Genomic DNA, 21148 nt, shown 5'->3' with positions numbered 1-21148 from the left:
GATCCACCCCAAAAAGAAAAAAATGAGCTTTATTATTACAAGTCAGCACAAAATTTCGTTTTTGGGGTAGTTGTCTTCTCTTAGCTTGATGGCGATGGGGTGGTACCCCTTTTTACTTCTCCCCAAGATCTCACTCCTTTTTCTTCAGAATAATATACTAGAAGAAAAGCATTTTCACGAAGGTACTTTTGTGCGAAAAATTCTAATTCCTTTTCTTTACCTTCCTTCTCAGAGTCTACTAATTTTAAAAAATGTTATGTTAGAAGTAAATAATTTAAATAAATCTTACGAAAATTTCTCATTAAAAGATGTTACTTTTACAATTAATAACGACTGTATAACAGGATTTATCGGTACCAATGGTTCTGGTAAAACTACTATAATCAAAGTAATCCTCGGTCTAATTTTAAAATATTCCAGAAAAATTTATTTTTCAGAAAAATATCATTGCTCCTTCCTATACTGATTGGGATGAACCCGTTTTTCAAGATTACATAAAACAGTTTACTTTAAATCTAAAACAGAAAATTTCTACCTTATCCAAAGGGATCGAATGAAATTTGAAAGTTCACTAGATTGGAACATTTATTTGAATGTAAATATGCTAAAATAGTAAATGTACTGTTAATCTTTCAGCGAATGTATAATGGCTTTTGTTACGATTTAATGTATAGTTGTAAAATAAAAAACCACTACTTAAGGGAGTGGTTTTTTATTTTACAGTTAATACTTAGTAAACGCCAAATTTCAAAATAATTAAAATGAAACTTACTAAAAGAATAAAGCTATATTTACTTGCTAATTTTATATAAATTAAAATGATTATCTACTATTAAGTTGGTCCTTATACTCTTTTAATGCTTCTTTCCAATGTCTTAATGGTTTTAATCCATTCAGGATAATGCAATCTTTGCTTAACACTGAATATTTAGGTCTGTTGGCTGTTTGCGGGAATTCCTCCGTCGTTAAAGGAATTATATTAATATCTGTATTGAAGTCTTTAAAAAATTCAACTGCAAACTCATACCACGAACATACTCCTTCATTTGTCACATGATATAATCCAAATTGATCTGTCTCTATTAACTCCTCAATAAAGTTTGCTAAATCTATTGCATAGGTAGGTGAGCCAAATTGGTCTGATACTACACGTACTTCATCATATAGACTTGCTATTTTTCCTATCTTAGCAATAAAGTGACCATCGCCCTTTCCAAATATCCAGGACGTTCTAATAATAAAATGATTCTTCGTGTATTTTTTTACTAAATGTTCTCCAGCCAATTTTGTTTCTCCATATATATTTAATGGATTAGGACGCTCTTCAAGATTGTATGGTGTATGCTTTTCGCCATCAAATACATAATCCGTACTAATATATACAAATTTACACTTTATTCTCCCTGCAGCCTGAGCAATATATTTGGTACCTAATACATTTACTTCATATGCCAAACCTTTATCTCTCTCTGCCCTATCTACATTTGTAAATGCTGCACAGTGTACAATTACATCTGGCTTTACTCTGTCAATATAAGAGCAAACCCTTATTTTGTTTGTAATATCTAATGTGGTTCGATTCACACAATATAGTTCATGACGTGTTCTGCTGAGTACTTGTATTAAAGTTTGTCCTAGTTGCCCATCTACTCCCGTTATCAGTATCTTCATTTTAAAATTCCTCATTTTATTTATGTAATTTTTAGCTAATAAAGTTCACTCCCACCACGTACGGTTATCTATATACCACTTAATTGTTTGAGTGAGTCCATCATCAAATAGATAGTGTGGTGTCCAACCTAATTCTTCTTTCAACTTAGTAGCATCCATAGCATAACGTCGATCATGTCCTAAGCGATCTGTGATAAATGTAATTTGCGATTGACTTTTATTGAGGAATTTGAGTATTTTTTGTACTATATCCAGATTTGTGTATTCATTATCTCCTCCGATATTATATATGTGCCCGTCTGTTCCACCATGAAGAACTAAATCAATAGCTACACAGTGATCCTCTACATGAAGCCAATCTCTTATATGTAATCCATCACCGTATAGAGGAATATCTTTATTATTTAAAGCATGAGTTATTGTTAATGGTATTAATTTTTCCGTGAACTGATAGGAACCATAATTATTGGAACAACGAGTTATATTCATAGGTAAACCAAATGTCTCATGATACGCTCGTACCATTAAGTCTGCACTAGCTTTACTTGCACTATAAGGACTATTAGGAGCTATTATTGTATGCTCTGTAAAAGCACCCGTTTGAGATAATGTTCCATATACTTCATCTGTAGAAATTTGTACAAACTTTTTCACTTTTGTTTTATACGCTGAGTGTAATAAGGCTTGTGTACCTAATATGTTAGTTTGGACAAAGATATGGGGAGTTTTAATACTTCTATCAACGTGAGATTCTGCTGCGAAATTTAATACATAATCAAATTTCTCTTTTTTAAATAGCTTATCTACGAATATTTCATTTGAAATATCCCCTTTGATGAATTTATAATTTTGATTTAGTGATATTTCCTTTAAATTAGATAAATTCCCTGCATATGTTAATAAATCTACATTTACAATTCGGTATTGAGGATATTTCTTTAACATATACCGAATAAAATTACTACCAATAAATCCTGCCCCACCCGTTATTAATAATTTCAATTAAAATCATCTCCATAAACAAAGTTGATATTAGTATCTTTTAAACTGGGTAGTTTTCTATCTTTTTCTGATAAAATCGGTTGATTAGTTGGCCAAAAAATCCCTATCGTTTCATCATTCCATAGAATTCCGCCTTCATGGTTAGGTGAATAATACTCATCTACTTTATACTGGACAATAGTATTAGGTTCTGTAGTACAAAAACCATGTGCAAACCCTTTAGGAACGGTAAGTAGACGGTTATTATACTCACTTAAAATTGTTCCGAACCATTGCCCATACGTTGGAGAGCCCTTTCGGATATCTACCACTACATCGTAAATAGAACCAGAAATGCAGCTCACTACCTTCATTTGGGCTTTAGGATTCAACTGATAATGCAGCCCACGTATCGTGCCTGTGTGAACAGATAATGATTGATTATCTTGTACAAAGTCTCCCTGTAAATCTAAAAGTTCAAATTTTTTCTTGTTACATGTTTCTATGAAGTAACCACGTTTGTCACTGCATTTATCAAGCTCTATAATAAAAACACCATCTAATGCTGTATGAATTTTACGCATTCTTCTCTCTCCATTCATTTAAATGCTATTGATGGACAACCCTTAATAAATATCGGCTGTATTGATTTTCCTTTACCGAATTTGCCATTTTTAATAGTTGCTGCTTGGTTATATATTTCTTTTTAAATGCAATTTCTTCTAAACAAGCTACTTTTAAACTCTGTCTTTTCTCAATTGTCTCTATAAATTGTGCTGCTTCTAATAATGATTCGTGTGTACCTGTATCCAGCCATGCATAGCCTCTTCCCAATAATTCAACTTCTAATTCTCCCATTTCAAGATATTCTTTGTTTATATCTGTTATCTCTAATTCCCCACGATTAGATGGTTTAATATTTTTTGCTATTTCTATCACACGTTTATCATAAAAATACAGGCCAGTTACTGCATAGTTTGATTTTGGTTCCTTTGGCTTTTCCATGATATCAATCACATGCTTTTTAGAATCAAACTCCACTACCCCAAAGCGCTCTGGATCATTGACATAATAACCAAAAACTGTAGCTCCCCTAGTCTTCTTAACAGCCTTTTCTAGTAATTCTGTTAGTCCATGACCATAAAAGATATTGTCGCCAAGAATTAAAGCTACATTATCATTTCCAATAAATTCCTCAGCTATAATAAATGCTTGTGCTATACCTTCTGGATAAGGCTGAACAGTATATGAAAGGGTAATTCCATATTTTGAACCATCACCCAACATTTGCTCAAATTTATTAATATCTTGTGGCGTTGAAATAATTAGTATCTCTCTTATACCCGCCAACATTAGTACTGATAAAGGATAATAAATCATGGGTTTATCATAGATAGGTAATAATTGCTTCGATACAATTTGGGTAAGAGGGTACAATCTAGTACCGTTCCCACCTGCAAGAATAATACCTTTCATGGCATTGTGCTCCTTCATAGTTTTTCTGATATGCTCAATTAAGAGCTTAAGCTTTAAAAACTATATAGCTTATTATGCAGGAGACCGATACATACTTAATAAAAGTGGTCTCCTACATAAATAATTAATTTAAATGTTTTCCTATTACAACAGAATTATAATTACCACCATAAGAATATGTACTAATTAAGGCATTGCTCACCGGAGCCTTGCGAGGATTTTCTGTGACGAGATCTATTCTTCCTCTATGACTCTTTACATTTTGCGTAGCTGGTATTTCACCATCAAATGCACATATTACACTAATGAGCGAAAGAAGGCCTGCAGTTGCATGAGTTTCCCCAAAGATAGATTTTGTGGCACTAACAGGAGCTCCCTTTCCGAATATACGTTCTATAACTCTCTCTTCAATACGGTCAAAATATGTATGACCATTGGCGGCTGCACAAATATATTCTATCTCTCCTGGAGAAATCATCGCCTCTTTCATTGCTAAACGCATAGATTCCTCCCATGCCTTTCCTAGATGATTTAAGTCCCCTATTTTACTATCATCAGATGTTAACCCAAAACCTTTAATTTCAGCTAAAATATTACCATTTCTTTTTAACGCTGCCTCCTCACTTTCTACAATAAAGGCAACGCTCCCTTCACCAAGTATGGTACCGCTATTATTACAATCAAAAGGACTTATATTCTCAGTTGTTAAGTATCTTTTTATTTTTGAGTGTCCCTCTATTATTGGATTATTTACTTCATCTGCCGTTACCACAATGAATGTGTCATAATCACTAGATTGAATCATGGCATAGGCATAGTATAGTGCACTAATACCAGAAACCCCGCCACATGAAATAGTTGAAGTAGGCCCTTTTATTTTAAAGTTTAATGAAATATGTCCAGCTGCTGCGTTCATAACTGTGTTTGGAAATAATTTAGCATTGGCGGCCTTAACACCCTCTTGGATTATATTTCGGTTAAATGATTCTACCGTTCCAACTGGTCCTGTACCAGTTGCAAAAATAATTCCTATCTTGTCCCTATTATTTTTATCTATCTTTAAGTTCCCGTTTTCTATAGCCATCTTCACTGACAATACTGCATGTTTGCTAATTGAATCCATCTTCCTTAATAAATTAGGATGTATTAGCCTTCGATAGTTTTGTTCTGGTATTTTCCCGGCTTGTATGCACTTAGGATTGTCGTTCCACTGTTTAATCTTTGAGGTACCACTCTTTCCCTTAAACATACAATCTTTAATTTCTTGAAGGTTTGAAGAATTCCCAGCAAGTCCCCCTACACCAGTAATTACGACTTTTTTTTCTTTAATTAGCTTTTCCTTTGCCGCTGATAACTCAAGGTTCTCATTGTACTTACAGAATAAGATACTTGCATTGTTTCCACCGAAAGCAAATGAATTTGATAGTACATAACTCAAATCACTTACCCTACCTATGTTAGGTACAAAATCTAGATTAAACTTTTGACTTTCAACTTCAAAGTTTATAGTTGGAGGTAAATATCCATGTTGAATAGCAAGAATACTTGTTACTGCTTCCGCCGCCCCTGCGGCTCCTAACATATGTCCTATCATTGATTTAGTTGAAGAAACTGGTGTCTTATTTTCAGTAATTAATGTACGAATTGCTTTTGGCTCTGATACATCATTTGCTGGTGTACCTGTACCATGTCCATTGATATAGCTTACTTCCTTAGCATCTATATAGGCTTTCTTTAAAGCACCTCGCATGGATCTCAAAGCACCTTCCCCGCCCGGATCTGGTGCCGTCTGATGATATGCATCTGAAGATAAATCGTAATCCACTACTTCAGCTAGGATATTTGCACCTCTTTCAACCGCATGATCTAAGGATTCCAAAACAAGAATAGCTGCACCTTCTCCGATTACCACGCCATTACTCTTGCTATAGGGCGAAGGTGGCGTTGGTGCTAGTGCTTGTAAACTATTAAAACCACTCATTGACAATTTAGATAAGGGATCTACACCACCGGTTATCATGATATCTGCTTTGTTATTTCGAATTGTATCCAGCGCAAATCCAATTGAATTTGTACCAGCGGCACATGCATTCGAAATAATCATTTTTGGCCCTTTTATTTTTAAGTCTCGAGTAATATTGTCACAGGGAGTATGGATTGGATACTTAAAAAGTAACGTTTCATCTGCTTTTTCAATTCCATCTTTAATCCACTGATTATGAAATTCTTCCCCGCTCAACATGCCTCCTAAAGATGTGCCTAATGATATTCCAATTCGGTATGGATTAAAGTTTTCTATTTTTAATTTTGCGTTTTTTACCGCTTCTCTTGCCGCCATGACACCTAATTTTCCACAGCGATCCATATCCTTTATTTCATCCTTAAAGAAGTAATCATCTACCTGAAGGTTTTCAATCTCTCCACCATAATCTGTTACCATTTCAGCCATATCGATATTTTGGATTACTTTAATACCAGATTTCCCAGATTTGATATTATCCCAAAATTCTTTTACACTATTTCCGTTTGAACAAATAATTCCCATGCCAGTTACGACGATTCGTTGATTATTCATGTTCATATGCCATCACCTTTACAGTATTTTGATTGACCATGATTTAGGTAGAATATATGGTGAGGACTGAGTATGTGCCTCATATAAAGCATTTTCTTTATTTTTTACATAAAATCCAATTCCTGAAACAGCAAATGGTTCCTCTAATAAAGCAATCCCGAGTCTCATGTTTAATACAGGACTTTCTTTAAGTACAATAACTTTACCAATTAATTGTTCTTCTATAAAAATCTCATCATTAACTGTAATTTGACTCTCTATTCCTGTCGTGAATCCCACAATTCTTTTATTAACTCCAGCTTCCGATTGCTGTTCTAAGGATTCTCTTCCATAAAATTCATCTTTATAAAAATCAATAAACCATTCTAAACTAGCTTCGAAAATATTTAGTTCTTCTAAATGTTTAAATTCAAAATATGGATGTCGAATTTCTAACATTAACGTCTCTAATGTTTCCCAATCCACTTTTTTCAAGTTAATATCGTCATCTTTAAAAGAATTTATGGTTTCAACCACTATTGGTTCCAAGTATTTTTCAAACAATAATTGATAACCATACTCTGCTGTTACACCTGTTCTTGCCAATAGAATTTCCTTTCCAAATAATTGATTTAACACAAATGATTGAAATGGTAGTGATGATATTTCGAAATCTAAAAATTGTTGAGCTAATTTCCATGCATAAGGGCCTTCAAATCCAAGGAGAGAATGTGTTTGACTTATATCTATAATCTCAATGCCATTCGTCTTTTGATCTTCTAACCAAGCTAGTACAGTGTCCTTTTTATGCGGTGTAGTAATAACTGTAATAGAATCCTCATTTTTAAATAGATTAATTAAATCGATTACAGTCCCATCTTCTTGTAACAATAAGGTAAAGAGTGTAGTTTCTTCTTCCATAAACATAATATCTTTCGTAACTAAACGATCTAGGAACTCTACATGGTCCTCCCCTTTTACAACAATTCTTCCTGTTGTTGATAAATCTATTACACCAATTCCGTTACGTACTGCATCATATGCTTCATTAGTTTCTTCATGTACATTAATTTGATTACTCATGATTAAGCGCCCCCAATTCTCTCTTTATCACATCTTTTATTGTCGGTAGATTACATGCATTATTTATATACAGTTGTTGCATTTTCTTTAATTTATCAATCTCCGTTTTGCTATACAGCATATTAAATATTGTTTGACTAGTTTCTTTTAAATCAAATATTTCACAAGCATGCACACATTTAAAATAATCATTTTGCTCCATCAATGGTGCTAATTCTTTATGCCATCCATTTGGAAATACAAGAAATGGATAAAGTCCATTAGGTATTATATAATTCCATTTTTCTATAATGCTTCTTAAGGTAGGATTATGGCTATCTCTTTGAGTCTTTAATTCTTCATATTCCATATGGTTTACCAGACTAATTACAGGTATTTTTCCAAATACCGCTTTTCCCATTGAGCAGGATGTAATATTATCGGTGATAAATAAATCACATGATAATATTAGTTGCTCATATTCTTCCAAATGAAGAAATGGTAGTGAAACAAATTCTATTTTTCCTCCATTTTTCATAGAAATAAATTTGGTCTCATCTGAAACCCCAATTAATTTAATACATGTATCGCTTGGAAAGTCCTGAAGATATAGGCTTAATAGTTCCTGTAATATATATTCATAACTAAACCTTGCATCATTGTACTGTTTCTTCTCCATGAGCCTCATTTTTACTAGTAGGTTGGCCCATGATGATTTCGCAATCATAATTAATTTATCTTGTTCTCTACAACCTAGTTGTGCTCTTATTTTCATTCTTATTTCTTCATCTATTTGTAAAGCCTCTTTATATAATTTGACAGAAATAATATTCTCACTATCTTGTTTATAACTATTCACTGGACATGTTCTAATTAGCTTAAATTGAGAAGGGATTTTAGGTAGTTCTATCAATGACCTTTTTTTTAAGCTATTGTAATTCGCATTTTTAAAAAGTTTATTTTCTAATAATCGATCCTCACTACCCCAAGCTAAAGAATCAATAGAGAAACAAGGTATGTGGAGGTTTAATAGATAATCAAGATCAATAATTGGAGACTCTAAAAACAAATTATGGTAATCAGCTAGAACAATAGCATCAGGCTGAAAAGAATCAATTATTTGTTTAATAACCTCTTTTTGTCTTAGCCCCTTTGTTAGTGATGTAACATTTGCTACAGATTTACTGGCATACCATAAGAATTTTTCACTTGTTAAAAAATATACTTCCCCATCCTCTTCAATTTGTTTCGCTAGACATAAGGCATTGTGCAACTCACCAATGCTAAAGTGACTAGGTGCAATAAACAATACTTTCATGTCATATTCCCCTCTAATAAAATTTGCGAAAAGTATTCACTATCAAGTAAAGTTTCTCCAACTGCAATATTAAAGCGAATATCTGCATCATAAAATTCGTTCTGATTATCATATATACCGATTTGTATACCTTTCTTTGGCCACTCGTATATAAAGCATTTTGTATTATGAGATAGTGCTAAAATAGATACGTATAACCCATTAGATAATTCGAGAATTACCTTCTTATCTAAGTAAATCTTTCTTTGTTTGTCATTTGGTATTAATGTATTTTGCTCTCCGTTCTGCCAATAATAAATCTTTTTAATTTTTGTTTTCCCTTTTTTCTCCCAGAATAAATGAAAGACACTAGCTTTTATCTTCTCTTTTTGTAGATTTTTCATTTGTACTTGTAAAATTGGTAAATCAAATATAGTTGTATATCCAACTTTCGATTCATTAGATTGACAGAAAATCTGATGAATGAATTCCCTGTATGTATTTTCTTTTACTACTACTGAATTGGCACTGTTCTTGAGATGTATGGAATTAATACTCAAATCTTCCCTACAATCTGGAGTACAAGATTGAACCGTTGGTATCATCAAACCAGGTAAAAAATTATAAGAATTTAATGCTGATTTACCTTTTAAAATCTCTTTATCTTTATACATAAATTCTGTTATTTTACTACTTTGGTTTACCTTAATCATTATGTCTAGTACGTTATTCTGAACTAAATATTCCTGCTTTTTTTCGTTATATGTTAATTCATTTCTTCCTTTAGAGAAAAGATATATAATTTTAGTTATCGTATTTCCATTCAAGTCATCTTGATACGTAAGTGTGGCATAATGCGCTTTTGACCATTTAACCTTTCCATTAAATTCAAAATCAAAATTGCTTATGGAATCAATGTCTTGTATAAACAAATGTTGTTCGTAAGGTATCTGAGGGAAAACCAATGTTAATTTCCCCTTTAATATGGAAGAAAATAAGTTTTTTAGGCTTCCGTGAATATAAAATTCCCCGTTTTCATTTATAATATGAAATTGGTCAGTCTCAATTGAGTACGGAATCTTATTAGATATAAATTTGGATGTATGACTAGTAATATCGTTATAGATTTCTTCTACTTCATCTTTGCTATCACGAGAACATAAAGTATAATAGTGCGTTTTTGTTATACATTTTTCTTTATCATTCCGTGTAAATATTACCGCCGGCATCCATCTTAATCCAAATAGGATACGCTCTATATTTCCTTTCCATATGAATCCAATATTAATATTTTGCGATTCAAACAATGTATAATTTCGCTCATACATGTCTGGATGACTAGGTAGATCGAATTGGTTTACAAATTCATAGTCATGTAGTGCATATGGATACTCACCATATACCATAGGTCTAGAAACTAACCCACTCTTTAATGGTACCGTCATCTTCGCATCATATAACATGCACCAAGGGTATATCTTTATATATTTTCCTTCTTGTGCAAAATCTTTTATTTGAACTATCTTATCTGACAAAAAACGAATGCTTCTCTTTAATCTTGTGACCTTATGAATGATCTCAAAACATGAATCAGATTTTATTGCCCATGACAGCTCATTTACTTTCGGTTCTTTTACTGCATTTAAAAATGGGTAATCTAAATCTGGCCATGCTTCTTTTACTAATAATTGCTGCTTTCTAAGGTCATATATATATAAACAACCAGTACTTTTACTTATTTGTACAGTTATATACACATTTTCTAGAACCAAGTATTCTTCTGTTTCATAAACATGATTTCTCCCAAGTGCATGAACTGGAATTAAGGCCTTTAATCCCCCAATACTTTTATTTTGATGACTAACAGCTGAAAATGTCATATTAGTGATACCAATTTTTTTGGGATTCAATAAAATAGGATGTTTCTTTATTTCACCCGGCTCTATAATACAAATTTGGTGTTTTTCTAGCGGTTTGAAATCTAGTATTTTAGGGTTTTCTTGTTGGATAAATAATTTGTAAATTAATCTATCTAAAGAATTATTTTTCACATTAACGATACATGCAGATTCTTTTCCATTAATTAACTTAGGATGATTAGCAACATTTACTTCTAACGGATTTGCTATGGTTACTCCAAAATGAACAGTTAGTTCTAGTTCTTTTGCTTTTAACTTTGTAACAAGTTCTCCCTCAATTTCCTTAGTAACTGTTATAACTTCTTCCCACTCGTACTTTTTATTTGGAAAAAAAGTTTTCTTTAAATCAATTAAGTAATCGTCGCCTATCTTCGATGTAATACTAGCTTTAATAGGATTTGAAAAATGATTTTCATATACATAACAGATATGAACCTTCTCTCCAACAATTAAATTGTTTCCTTCTAAAATATAACTAGTGAATCTTACTTGTTCTGTTTCTACCTCAGTAATTTTTTCACTTTTTATATCAACCCAACAATTTACATCTTTTGCTCCAAGATTAATGGCATACTTTACAACTTCAATTCCATTTCTTGTTATGGTGTTACTCTGAATAGAACGTAGGGATTTCAATCCCCTAACTGTTTTCCAACCTCTAGATAGCCATATATCTTGGTCACTTTTTGAAATAATTGGTTTAAATGCATCTAACAGATAATTAATAACATAAGGTAAATAGCTTCTTAAATTTAAGTAGCCATCATAGTCTATATACGACCTACTTGTTTGATATAACCCTACTCTTTTATAAAGTGCCATGGCTACTTTATCTTCCGGATTCACTTCTGTATCAATATACTTAATGTCTTGTTGAATAAGATTTTTAATTGCATAGGCAAATAATTTATCTGGTATATTTCCCGAACGAAATTCTGGATGGATTAAAAAGAATCCAGCCCAGGTTCCATCTGGAGTGGCTGCTCTTTGACCTGATAAACTAGAAAATAATAAGCTAGCTATAATTTCATTTTCATATTCAGCAATTAAATATAACTGTATCTTCCGCTCGCGAAATAATTGCTTGATGTCTTGCTTATTTAAGGGATACCCATGTTTAATGGGGCCATATTGATATTTATTATAAAATTGCGCTAACTTCTCACTGTCTGCCTCTGTACACTCACGAACTTGAACATCTATACCATGGATCATATTTCCTCAACTCTTTTAGAAACTTGAATACTACCAGTAGCAACTTTCTTTTTATCTACATAAGCCGTGATTTCCACTTGTGAGATTACCCCAAGTGATCTTCCAATTTGGACATGTAATTCTAGCTGGTCTCCTGGTACTACAGGTTTTAAAAATTTCATATTACGTACAGAAACTAAATAACCCACATATGAACTTGGATTGATTTTAGGTGAACATGCACCATGTGCATCTATTTTTGCTAGTTCTCCTGTAACATAAACAACAGCAGTCATTTGTGCCAAAGCTTCAATAATTAACACTCCAGGCATAATTGATTCATTTGGAAAGTGCCCTTCAAAAAAAGGTTCACTTACTGTTACATTTTTAATACCAATTCCACTCTTTCCTGGCTCAAGTTGAATAACTTTATCTAAGAAAAGGAATGGCCATTTATGCGGTAAGATATTTCGGATTTGATCTGCATTTAATATCGGTCTCACTGCACATCATCCTCCCTATTTTCTTCAATAAAATCGGCAATTTTATTAATAGAACCCAGTACTGCCATATTCTCGTCATATACTGCAACGCCAAATTCCTCTTCAATTGCCAGAAATAGCTCTAATGCATCCAAGGAGTCAACCCCTAAGCCTCGTCCGAATAATGGCTGATCATCAGTAATGAAATGCGGTTCGATTTCTAAATCTAATCTCTCAGTAATAATTTCTTTAATTCTAGTAGTTAATTGTTTTCTTTTTTCAGCAATAATTTTTGTTTCTACATACGTAAACATCTGTTTTCCCCTTTTCCTTGTTTAACTCAAGATTCGTCATTAAATCACCTATTGTTTAGCCATTAACTAATCCACCATCCACTGTAAAAACTTTCCCGGTTATATAACTCGCATAGTTAGAGGATAAAAATGTTGTTAAATGTGCTACCTCTTTAGGATCTCCAATTCTGCCAAGCGGCACCAGTTCTAACATCCTTTTTAAAGTCTGTTGATCCATTCCTTTTGTCATATCTGTTTGTATAAAACCAGGTGCAACGGCATTAACCCTAATCCCATATTCCCCACCTTCTAATGCTAAAGTCTTGGTTAAGGAAATAACCCCACCCTTTGAGGCAGAATAATTACATTGACCCCTTGCACCCGTTATTCCACTTGTCGACGTGATATTTACAATAGAACCTCTTTTCTGTCTCATCATTATTCTTAATGCTTGTCGGCAACAAAGAAATGTTCCTTTTAAATTTAAATCAACCACATGATCCCACTTTTCCTCGCTCATCATTGCTGCAAATCCATCATTTATAACTCCTGCATTATTTACTAAAATATCTATTCTTTTTTCCTTTGAGCGTATGTGTTGAAACAATTTATGAATAGAGTCTTCATTTGTAATATCAACATGCATAGGAAACGCTTTTCCACCTTTTTCCCCTATAGTATTTGCTATTTCATTTGCTAATTTTTGATTACTTTGAAACGTAAAGTAAACAGTTAAGCCCTGTTTGGCTAGGTCCATTGTTATTGATTTACCAATGCCTCGTGATCCTCCGATAACTAATGCCACTTCGTTTCCATTAAACATAGACCCGTTCCCCCTTAAATTCTTTCTCTATTGTAGTAAGGCTTCTTTTTAAATACATCGGTGTTTCTGTAGAGGATACAGATATGTTCTGCTTAAAGGAGCGACATAACTTGGTTAAAGTATTTCCGGGACCTACTTCTATAAAGTGTTTCGTACCATTATTCAATAAAGTGTAGATAGTGTCTTGCCACATAACTGGATCTACGCATTGTCTTTCTATATCGTGTAAAATATTGATTCTATCTGTAGTTGGTTTTCCTGAACAGTTTAAAACAATTGGTATTTGAGCATTTTTTAACGAAAATAAATTTAAATACTCCTTAAACTCAAGAACCATTTCTCCCATTAAACGTGAGTGAAATGCATGACTAGTTGAGAGTATTTTAGTTTTTATACCATTTTTTTGATCTAGTACCTTTTGAAATTTAAGAATGCTCTTACTTTCGCCAGAAAATACAACCTGTGTAGGGGAATTATAGGCAGCAATATCAATTTCATATTGTTTAGATTCCTCTACAACTTCAAATAATGTTTGATATGTGTTCGAAACAATTCCTAACATACACCCCTCTTGCTTTACATTACTCATCAGCTGACCACGCTTCCGTACAATGGACAATGCATCCGAAAATTGTAAAGATCCTGCTTCTACCAGTGCAGAGAATTGTCCTAAGCTATGACCCGCCACTTTAGATGGCCTTAAACCGTACAAATGTAAAATTCGTGATATCCCTGTGCTTACCGTAAGAATAGCTGGTTGTGTAACACTAGTTTTTATTAATTTTTCACTTGGCCCATATAAACATAGTTGCTTTAAATCAAATCCTAGCGTATCATTTGCTTCCTCAAATAATGGGACAAATATGTTTGGGTATTTATCTAAATACCCTTTACACATCCCTACGGATTGAGACCCTTGTCCTGGAAAAATAAATGTAATCATATGACACCCTCGCTATTTTCAAATTGAATCTTTTCTAAAATTTCTTCTGGTAATCTACTGATTAATTGATTATTCGACCGTGTTAAAACATGTTTTGAAAATCCTTCCGCTAACAAAACTCGGCATCTCTTGCGGAATAATTTATAAACAAATTCTATATAAACTTTACTTTCATTCTTAAGATAGGTTTCTACAATTAAGTCATCTTGAAATCGAGCTGATTTTTTATAGGTACATCCTATATCGATTATTGGAAAATATAATTTTTCCTGTTTTAAATATCGGTTTATTCCAGTCATATCCAGTATTTCAAACCTACCCAGCTCAAACCAGTGAAAATAATGAGAATGGTGAGCAATTCCCATGGGATCGCATTCCCCAAAACGAACATTCACCTCATTTTTTACTATGTACACTTATTTCACCTACTTTTCATAAGAACGTCGAAATTTTTGTATGGCGATTGTTAAAAATAAAATTCCCATGCCAATTAATGCAGCTGATGGAATAAGCACAGAGGAGAACTCCTTGTTATATACTAATAAATCGTTAAATCCTCCCATTGCCCAGGCTGTAATCGTAATATGTGCTATGTTTTGCATCCATTCCGGCTCTATATAGAGTGGCCACCAAGACCCACCTAAAGCAGACATAGTTAATACGATTAAAATAGAAATACCATTTGCTTGTGATCTTGTTTGACATATAGAAGCTAGTAAAATTGCCAGGCTTGAAGCTGCAAATGCAGTACATATCACTAGCAATATAATTCCTAATACACTTTTCCCTAGCCACATTCCAAATACAAAATGTCCTACGCTAAAAAGGACTGCACATTGAACAATAGCTGTTATAAAGCATGAGAGCATCTTTCCAAAAATGATTGATAATGTATTAATAGGTAAAGTAAGAATTTTTCTTAACGTTCCATTCTCTCTCTCTTCTACTAATGCACCTGCAGCCGCAGCAGTACCTAAAAGTACAAACATTACGGCATATCCTGGTACATTAGATTCAAATGGAGTAGGTTTATGTTCATTATCTGATGCTAATTCTCTAAACTCTACTTTCAAATTTACTTCCATTTGAGCAGAGGCTTGTTTTACAATCTCTTTAGTCATATCTCTTTGTATTTCTGACACAATTTGAGTTACAGCATTTGAAACAACACTTGGAATAATGCGATCAACTTCATCTTCTATGATGATGACTTTGGCCTCTTTCCCTGAATATACATTTTGTGTGAAATCCTTAGGGATGACGATTGCCGCTTTTTTAGTTTGAACTTCCTTTTTTACCTGTTCTTCTGTAAATGCTTTCTTTTTACCATTTAGTTCAAAAGTTTCTTCTATCTCAAGGGCAGGGATTTTTTTTAATTCCTCAATAACCCTTTTAGAAAGTTCTCCATTATCATTTACTACTATAGGAATCTTGAATTTTTCTGTCTTACTATCAAATACATTTGATAATGCAAAACTAGCAACTGCTATTACTATAATGGGTGTAATAAATAAATAGATTAGACCAGGAATATCCTTTAAAAGAATAAGCAGATCTTTCTTTGCTATATACCAAGCTTTCATGTTTACCAACCCCTTTCCATTTACGACCTTAAGTTTTTCCCTGTTAAATGTAAAAATACATTTTCTAAATTAGAATTTTTAACATTAAATAATTCGATTTTCAAATTATATTTTTGAATTAATTTCATAACTTCTCTTGTAACATTAAAGCTATCTACACATTGAATGATGACTTTTTTATCTACCAAAGTGCAGGACTTCACATCAACAATCATTTTTGTTTTATGTATAAATTCTTCTGGAATATTTGATATTACAATCTCTAAATAATTTTCCCCATACTTTGTTATTAAATTTTTTGGGGTGTCAATATCTAATATTTCACCCTTATCATAAATTGCTACACGATGGCATAACATCTCAGCTTCTTCCATATGATGAGTTGTATATATGACAGTGATTCCTAGTTCTTCTACGAGATGGCGAATACAATTAAAAATATGGTTTCTTGATTGCGGATCAATTCCCACTGTTGGTTCGTCTAAGAAAATAACTTTTGGCTTATTTAACAAACCGATCACTAAATTAATTCTTCTTTTCATACCACCTGAAAATGTATCAATTCTCTTATGTGCCCAATCCTCAAGCTGTGCGAATTGCAAAGCTTCTTTTATGCGGCTTTTTTTCCTATTTCCCTTTAATCCATATAAATCGGCATAAAAAGATAAATTATCATATGCAGTTAAAGTCGGGTATAGCGCTAAATCTTGAGGTACTACACTCACATTTTTTTTAATCTTATTCCGTTCAGTATACAAGTCGTAGTTACATACTGTACCATACCCTTCATCTGGCAGAGTAAGAGTAGATAAAATCGATATAAGTGTTGTCTTCCCAGCTCCATTCGGTCCTAGTAATCCTATAATTTCACCTTTACGGATATTTATGCTTAAATTCTTAATAACTGTATAATCTCCATATGATTTCTTAATGTATCGAATGGAAATCATAGTATTTATATCAGTCATAATGTTTCCCCCTTCTTCTTGCTGTTACAATTTATTAGAAGTGACTCTTCTTTATCTCCATTAAAGCTTCAAGATATTTATATCCATACTTTTCATCTGGTTCTAGGTATGTGCCTTCTGCCCACTCATTCCAAGCATTAATAAATAAAAAGTCAGTGTCCTTACTATGTTGTAAAAGATACTTCTTAAACTTATCGGGATTAGCCCCTTTCATAATTAAAGCGCTTTCTTTTTTTCTTGGAGAGTTATCCCAATCTACAAAAGCCCCTTTATATATGTTTTCACGTTCTTTAATTTGACGGTTTAATATTCTTTTCCATACAAAATCATAACTTAAGTGAAAATCTTTTTTTTCTTGGTGTAGTGAATTTGTATTACCAATTAGTTTTTTTAAAGTGTACATAGGTTCAAACTCTATAGCAGCATCAAAAGGAAAATCTGATTTATCTTCAAAAATTGTTAACATTTCTACAAAGTGTATCCCTAGAAGCCCTTCAGATTGAGCCCATTCATTCCATAGACTCAACATTTTATTTAGGTTTGGTATAGAAGCTGGTCGGTAAATTACAAATATCGGTTTATCTTTAATATTTAAATAGTTTTTGTTTTTAAAGAATGGCAAAAGATAATTAAAGTGTTCTTTCCAATCAGACTCATCCCCATATTCTTGTCGCATCAATACTTCTTGGTCTTTCCCATCCCAAGATCTTGTCCAAGATTCATTTGCCCAACATAAGCAATATGGGAAATCAATTTCCTTACATTGATTTCTCAGTTCTATTGGTTTTTCTAGTAATTTTTTCCCTTTGAACCAATAGTGATAATAGCAAAAACCATCTAAACCATACTGTTTTGCTAAATTTATTTGCCACTTATGTACATCTAAATCTAACAAATTGTAATAATAATCCCTTAATGGAGCCCTAGGCTGATAGTGTCCCAGAAAACGTGGTTTTGCTTTTTTTACATTGGTCCATTCTGTAAAACCCTTTCCCCACCATAAATCGTTTTCAGGTATTTCATGAAATTGTGGTAAGTAAAAAGCAATAGTCTTCATTAGTAAGGACTTCCCCCTTCCCCATATGCAATGACTTACTTATTGATAAAAAGCAGCAATTACACAATATAAAACTCTGCTTTTTAACATGAAACTATTTAATCTGATGTTAAATCTTGTCACAAAATAAGGCAAAAAGACCCTAATTATTGTAATTTTCACACATAAAAAACTATATTTTTAATTTTTTTTAGAAAATTATTCAAAAAAACACTTTAAATACAGTTAAGTATTGTATAGTTTTATATGATAGGAGGGGAAAAATATGTCGTTTTTTGGCGAAAAATTCACAAATTTATTGGTAAATTTAGATGTAGCAAGCCTAATTGGAAAAATTAAGCAATACCAAGGGAGATTGGAGGTCTATGAGAAGGAATTTCCATGTACATTAGAAAAGTTGCAAATATCTACTCAACTTCAACATACTAAAGATTTTGTCGCAATGTATAAAAACTTAAAAATAACAAATAAAAGGTTAAAAGAATTAATTACATATGATCTGTCGCCAAAAACAATGATTGAAGATGAAATATCTTGTTACGTAGATGCGCTATCACTCATTCATAATAATTATGAAAAGCTTACTATTGATCCAAACACAATCTTAGAAATACATTTTCAACTTTTTAAATATGCTACTTCAGATAGTGGAACGTGGAGAAAACAGGACATCTTACTTGAAGAACATGAGCAACTTAATTTCTCATTTTATTGCTATCGTCCTTTAACGATTAAAGAAATCCCAGAAGCAGTAAAAAATTTATGTGAGGAATACAATTATTTATTAAATCAAAAAGATATTGATCCACTAATTTTAATTTGTAATTTTGTACTTAATTTTATATGTATTTTTCCTTTTGAATCTGGAAATGGAAGAATGGTACGTCTACTTATATCTTTATTACTATTACAAAGTAAACATTCACTAGTGAAATATATTTCACTAGATAAAATAATAAAAAAATACGAGAGAGATTATTATGATGCCCTATATAAATCTTCAGCAAATTGGCATTTTCAAGAGCACAATGTATCCTTTATATTAAAATGTCTATTACATATTATTCTAGAAGCATATAAAGAACTAGACGTACATATTACAAGTTACCAACTGAAAGGGAACAAAAGCTTTAAAATTAAAGAGTATATATTAAAACAAGAACTCCCTTTTACAAAAGAAGCAATACGGATGGTATTTTCAGATGTTTCACCAAGCACGATCAATAAAGCATTTGCATGTTTACAAGAAGAAAAATTAATTAAACTAATATCAAAAGGCCGTAATGCAGTTTGGACTAAAACAAAAATATAAATAATATCAAAAAAATATAGGGTAATTATTTAACATTAATAATTAAAATATACATATAAATTTATTTCACATACACAATAGATATTTTTACATAATACATAAAAAGAGAATTTGTCGCTACATCATTCATACAACTATTTTTTCTCTATACTTCCGAAAGTCTGATAACAGACTTTATAGGAAGTATTTAAGATATACAAACTAGATATTCAGATTTTATATGCCCATTATTATTTTAGTAATAGGAACGTTTAGCATTTATTCCTCCGTTTCTTTAATAAAAGTAATAGAGAAAATACCTAGATTCAGCTTTAATTCATTAAAAAATTCGATCTCACTTAAGTAAGTGCTGATTAATCTTGTCTCTAATAGCAATAGCTATAAATTCTTCAATAGAGCTATTTGTTTCATTTGTAATTTCTTTCAAGTATTTGTATTCCTTACTTGTAAGTATGACAGACTTCGTTACTGTATTACTATCCAAATATACGCTATGATTCATTCTTGGAACAATTTTCCCTTCTATTATATAAGGCGTTAACTCCTCAATCCATTCCATTTGAATTCCTGGTGGTAATGTAATTAATGATTGACGAATCTCAAAATACCAAAATGTTTCTTCTTCTAAAATCTTTATATTTCTTGGAGATACGTACTGTAATATATTATCGATTATGTGAAAAATATTGTTTCGTAATTGCGCAGATTTAGGAAAACGAAACTTAACAAACCTTTGATGATGACTTCTAGGTTTATCCGACAGTTTATAAGCGGACTCATATCCTGCTTTTAATGCCTCACTAAGTGTCATATTAGTTCCAAATTCATCAAGAACTATAATATCACCACGTTTTGGAATAGAAATAACACGTGCCAATGTATTGCCTTTTACAAACTTTTGAAATAATACTACATTATATTTCTGCGAAAATGTATATATATGATTAGCTTGTTCTACTTGCTGAACAAGTTCACGAACATCCTCCTCCTTCACAAATTTCGTTTGTCGATTACGATGTTCTATTAAAAAATAAACTAACTTTCCTTCTTCTATCCATTTTTCAAGCTGATTTATACTAATATGATACTCTTTACTTGCTTGGTATAAAGTAATCCCCTCAATTTTACGTTCTTCTTTTACTTTTTCTACTTCTTCTCTATTAAATAAAAAACTACCATCTAAACGCCACGTATCCTTATTGATTGGTGTTAGCTTTCCTTGCTTCATTAAATTATTAAAAATAAAGTGACTTATATCTAAATAATCTTTTACTTCATTTGTAGTCATAGTCATTTCATATGCGCTAATCATTCTAATTCCTCCTCACACCTCGTTATTTACATAATAATATTATGTAAATTAAAATTTATAGTATTTACATTTTAAATAAATTATAACATATATCGATATATATATTAGATTGTAAATTAGTTTAATGTCTAATTTAACTTTCTTTTTAAATTTAATTTTATAAAACATTAAACTATATAACAAAAACACTATTTTTAAAAGTAAATAATGACTATAGAAAA

18 protein-coding genes and 2 pseudogenes are annotated in these 21148 nt (G+C 31.9%); 2 read left to right on the top strand and 18 right to left on the bottom strand.

Features of this window, described 5'->3' with window-relative positions:
* Positions 1-80: 80 nt before the first annotated feature.
* A pseudogene (locus DN401_RS26390) lies at positions 81-245 on the bottom strand (YxeA family protein); the annotation flags it as partial.
* 11 nt (positions 246-256) lie between these two features.
* Between DN401_RS26390 and DN401_RS30355 the strand changes: the two are divergent.
* Positions 257-551, top strand: a pseudogene (locus tag DN401_RS30355) (ATP-binding cassette domain-containing protein); the annotation flags it as partial.
* Between the two features lie 271 nt (positions 552-822).
* Here the strand turns inward: DN401_RS30355 and rfbD are convergent.
* From rfbD to DN401_RS26305, 16 genes are all read right to left on the bottom strand, one after another.
* Positions 823-1671, bottom strand: coding sequence for a dTDP-4-dehydrorhamnose reductase (gene rfbD, locus DN401_RS26380; protein ID WP_149288047.1), 849 nt, complete (start codon positions 1669-1671; stop codon positions 823-825).
* Between the two features lie 45 nt (positions 1672-1716).
* Complete coding sequence (gene rfbB, locus DN401_RS26375) at positions 1717-2673, bottom strand: dTDP-glucose 4,6-dehydratase (RefSeq protein ID WP_149288046.1); 957 nt, start codon at positions 2671-2673, stop codon at positions 1717-1719.
* A complete protein-coding gene (gene rfbC / locus DN401_RS26370; RefSeq protein WP_087965097.1) occupies positions 2670-3236 on the bottom strand; it encodes a dTDP-4-dehydrorhamnose 3,5-epimerase in 567 nt (188 codons plus the stop codon). The genes rfbB and rfbC overlap by 4 nt, the downstream gene beginning before the upstream one ends.
* Before the next feature lie 25 nt (positions 3237-3261).
* Positions 3262-4128, bottom strand: a complete 867-nt coding sequence (gene rfbA / locus DN401_RS26365; RefSeq protein ID WP_149288045.1) for a glucose-1-phosphate thymidylyltransferase RfbA — start codon at positions 4126-4128, stop codon at positions 3262-3264.
* A 124-nt stretch (positions 4129-4252) separates the two neighbouring features.
* Complete coding sequence (locus DN401_RS26360; RefSeq protein WP_149288044.1) at positions 4253-6709, bottom strand: beta-ketoacyl-[acyl-carrier-protein] synthase family protein; 2457 nt, start codon at positions 6707-6709, stop codon at positions 4253-4255.
* Between the two features lie 12 nt (positions 6710-6721).
* Positions 6722-7765, bottom strand: a complete 1044-nt coding sequence (locus tag DN401_RS26355; RefSeq protein WP_149288043.1) for an aminomethyltransferase family protein — start codon at positions 7763-7765, stop codon at positions 6722-6724.
* Complete coding sequence (locus tag DN401_RS26350) at positions 7758-9062, bottom strand: DUF6365 family protein (protein ID WP_149288042.1); 1305 nt, start codon at positions 9060-9062, stop codon at positions 7758-7760. Before DN401_RS26350 ends, DN401_RS26355 begins: the two co-directional genes overlap by 8 nt.
* Entirely contained in the window at positions 9059-12175 is a 3117-nt protein-coding gene (locus DN401_RS26345; RefSeq protein ID WP_149288041.1) for a GNAT family N-acetyltransferase, read from the bottom strand. Before DN401_RS26345 ends, DN401_RS26350 begins: the two co-directional genes overlap by 4 nt.
* Positions 12172-12657, bottom strand: coding sequence for a 3-hydroxyacyl-ACP dehydratase FabZ (gene fabZ, locus DN401_RS26340; protein ID WP_149288040.1), 486 nt, complete (start codon positions 12655-12657; stop codon positions 12172-12174). Before fabZ ends, DN401_RS26345 begins: the two co-directional genes overlap by 4 nt.
* Positions 12654-12950, bottom strand: coding sequence for an acyl carrier protein (locus tag DN401_RS26335; protein WP_000495741.1), 297 nt, complete (start codon positions 12948-12950; stop codon positions 12654-12656). Before DN401_RS26335 ends, fabZ begins: the two co-directional genes overlap by 4 nt.
* A gap of 55 nt (positions 12951-13005) precedes the next feature.
* Positions 13006-13752 carry a 3-oxoacyl-[acyl-carrier-protein] reductase gene (fabG, locus tag DN401_RS26330; protein WP_149288039.1) on the bottom strand — a complete coding sequence of 249 codons (747 nt, stop codon included), beginning with the start codon at positions 13750-13752 and terminating at the stop codon, positions 13006-13008.
* Entirely contained in the window at positions 13745-14695 is a 951-nt protein-coding gene (locus DN401_RS26325) for an ACP S-malonyltransferase (RefSeq protein ID WP_149288038.1), read from the bottom strand. The genes fabG and DN401_RS26325 overlap by 8 nt, the downstream gene beginning before the upstream one ends.
* Entirely contained in the window at positions 14692-15111 is a 420-nt protein-coding gene (locus tag DN401_RS26320) for an acyl-CoA thioesterase (RefSeq protein WP_149288037.1), read from the bottom strand. The genes DN401_RS26325 and DN401_RS26320 overlap by 4 nt, the downstream gene beginning before the upstream one ends.
* A 9-nt stretch (positions 15112-15120) precedes the next feature.
* Positions 15121-16278: an ABC transporter permease gene (locus DN401_RS26315; RefSeq protein ID WP_149288036.1), complete on the bottom strand. Its 1158-nt coding sequence runs from the start codon at positions 16276-16278 to the stop codon at positions 15121-15123.
* A gap of 20 nt (positions 16279-16298) precedes the next feature.
* Entirely contained in the window at positions 16299-17246 is a 948-nt protein-coding gene (locus DN401_RS26310) for an ABC transporter ATP-binding protein (protein WP_149288035.1), read from the bottom strand.
* A gap of 34 nt (positions 17247-17280) precedes the next feature.
* Positions 17281-18303 (bottom strand): glycosyltransferase WbsX family protein, encoded by a 1023-nt coding sequence (locus DN401_RS26305; RefSeq protein WP_147801835.1) that lies wholly within the window; start codon positions 18301-18303, stop codon positions 17281-17283.
* Positions 18304-18568: 265 nt separating this feature from the next.
* Here DN401_RS26305 and DN401_RS26300 point away from each other — a divergent pair, with 265 nt between their 5' ends.
* On the top strand, positions 18569-19615 hold the full coding sequence (locus DN401_RS26300; protein ID WP_149288034.1) for a Fic family protein: 1047 nt from the start codon (positions 18569-18571) through the stop codon (positions 19613-19615).
* Between the two features lie 334 nt (positions 19616-19949).
* On the opposite strand, the gene DN401_RS26295 is transcribed toward DN401_RS26300, so the two are convergent.
* Complete coding sequence (locus DN401_RS26295; RefSeq protein ID WP_149288033.1) at positions 19950-20927, bottom strand: DNA-binding protein; 978 nt, start codon at positions 20925-20927, stop codon at positions 19950-19952.
* Positions 20928-21148 lie beyond the last annotated feature (221 nt).

It is taken from the genome of Bacillus sp. BF2-3 (genome assembly GCF_008368795.1).
In the GTDB taxonomy this organism is placed as follows: domain Bacteria; phylum Bacillota; class Bacilli; order Bacillales; family Bacillaceae_G; genus Bacillus_A; species Bacillus_A cereus.
Note: the sequence above shows the minus strand (reverse complement) of the source record. Positions and strands in the feature narration are given on the sequence as shown.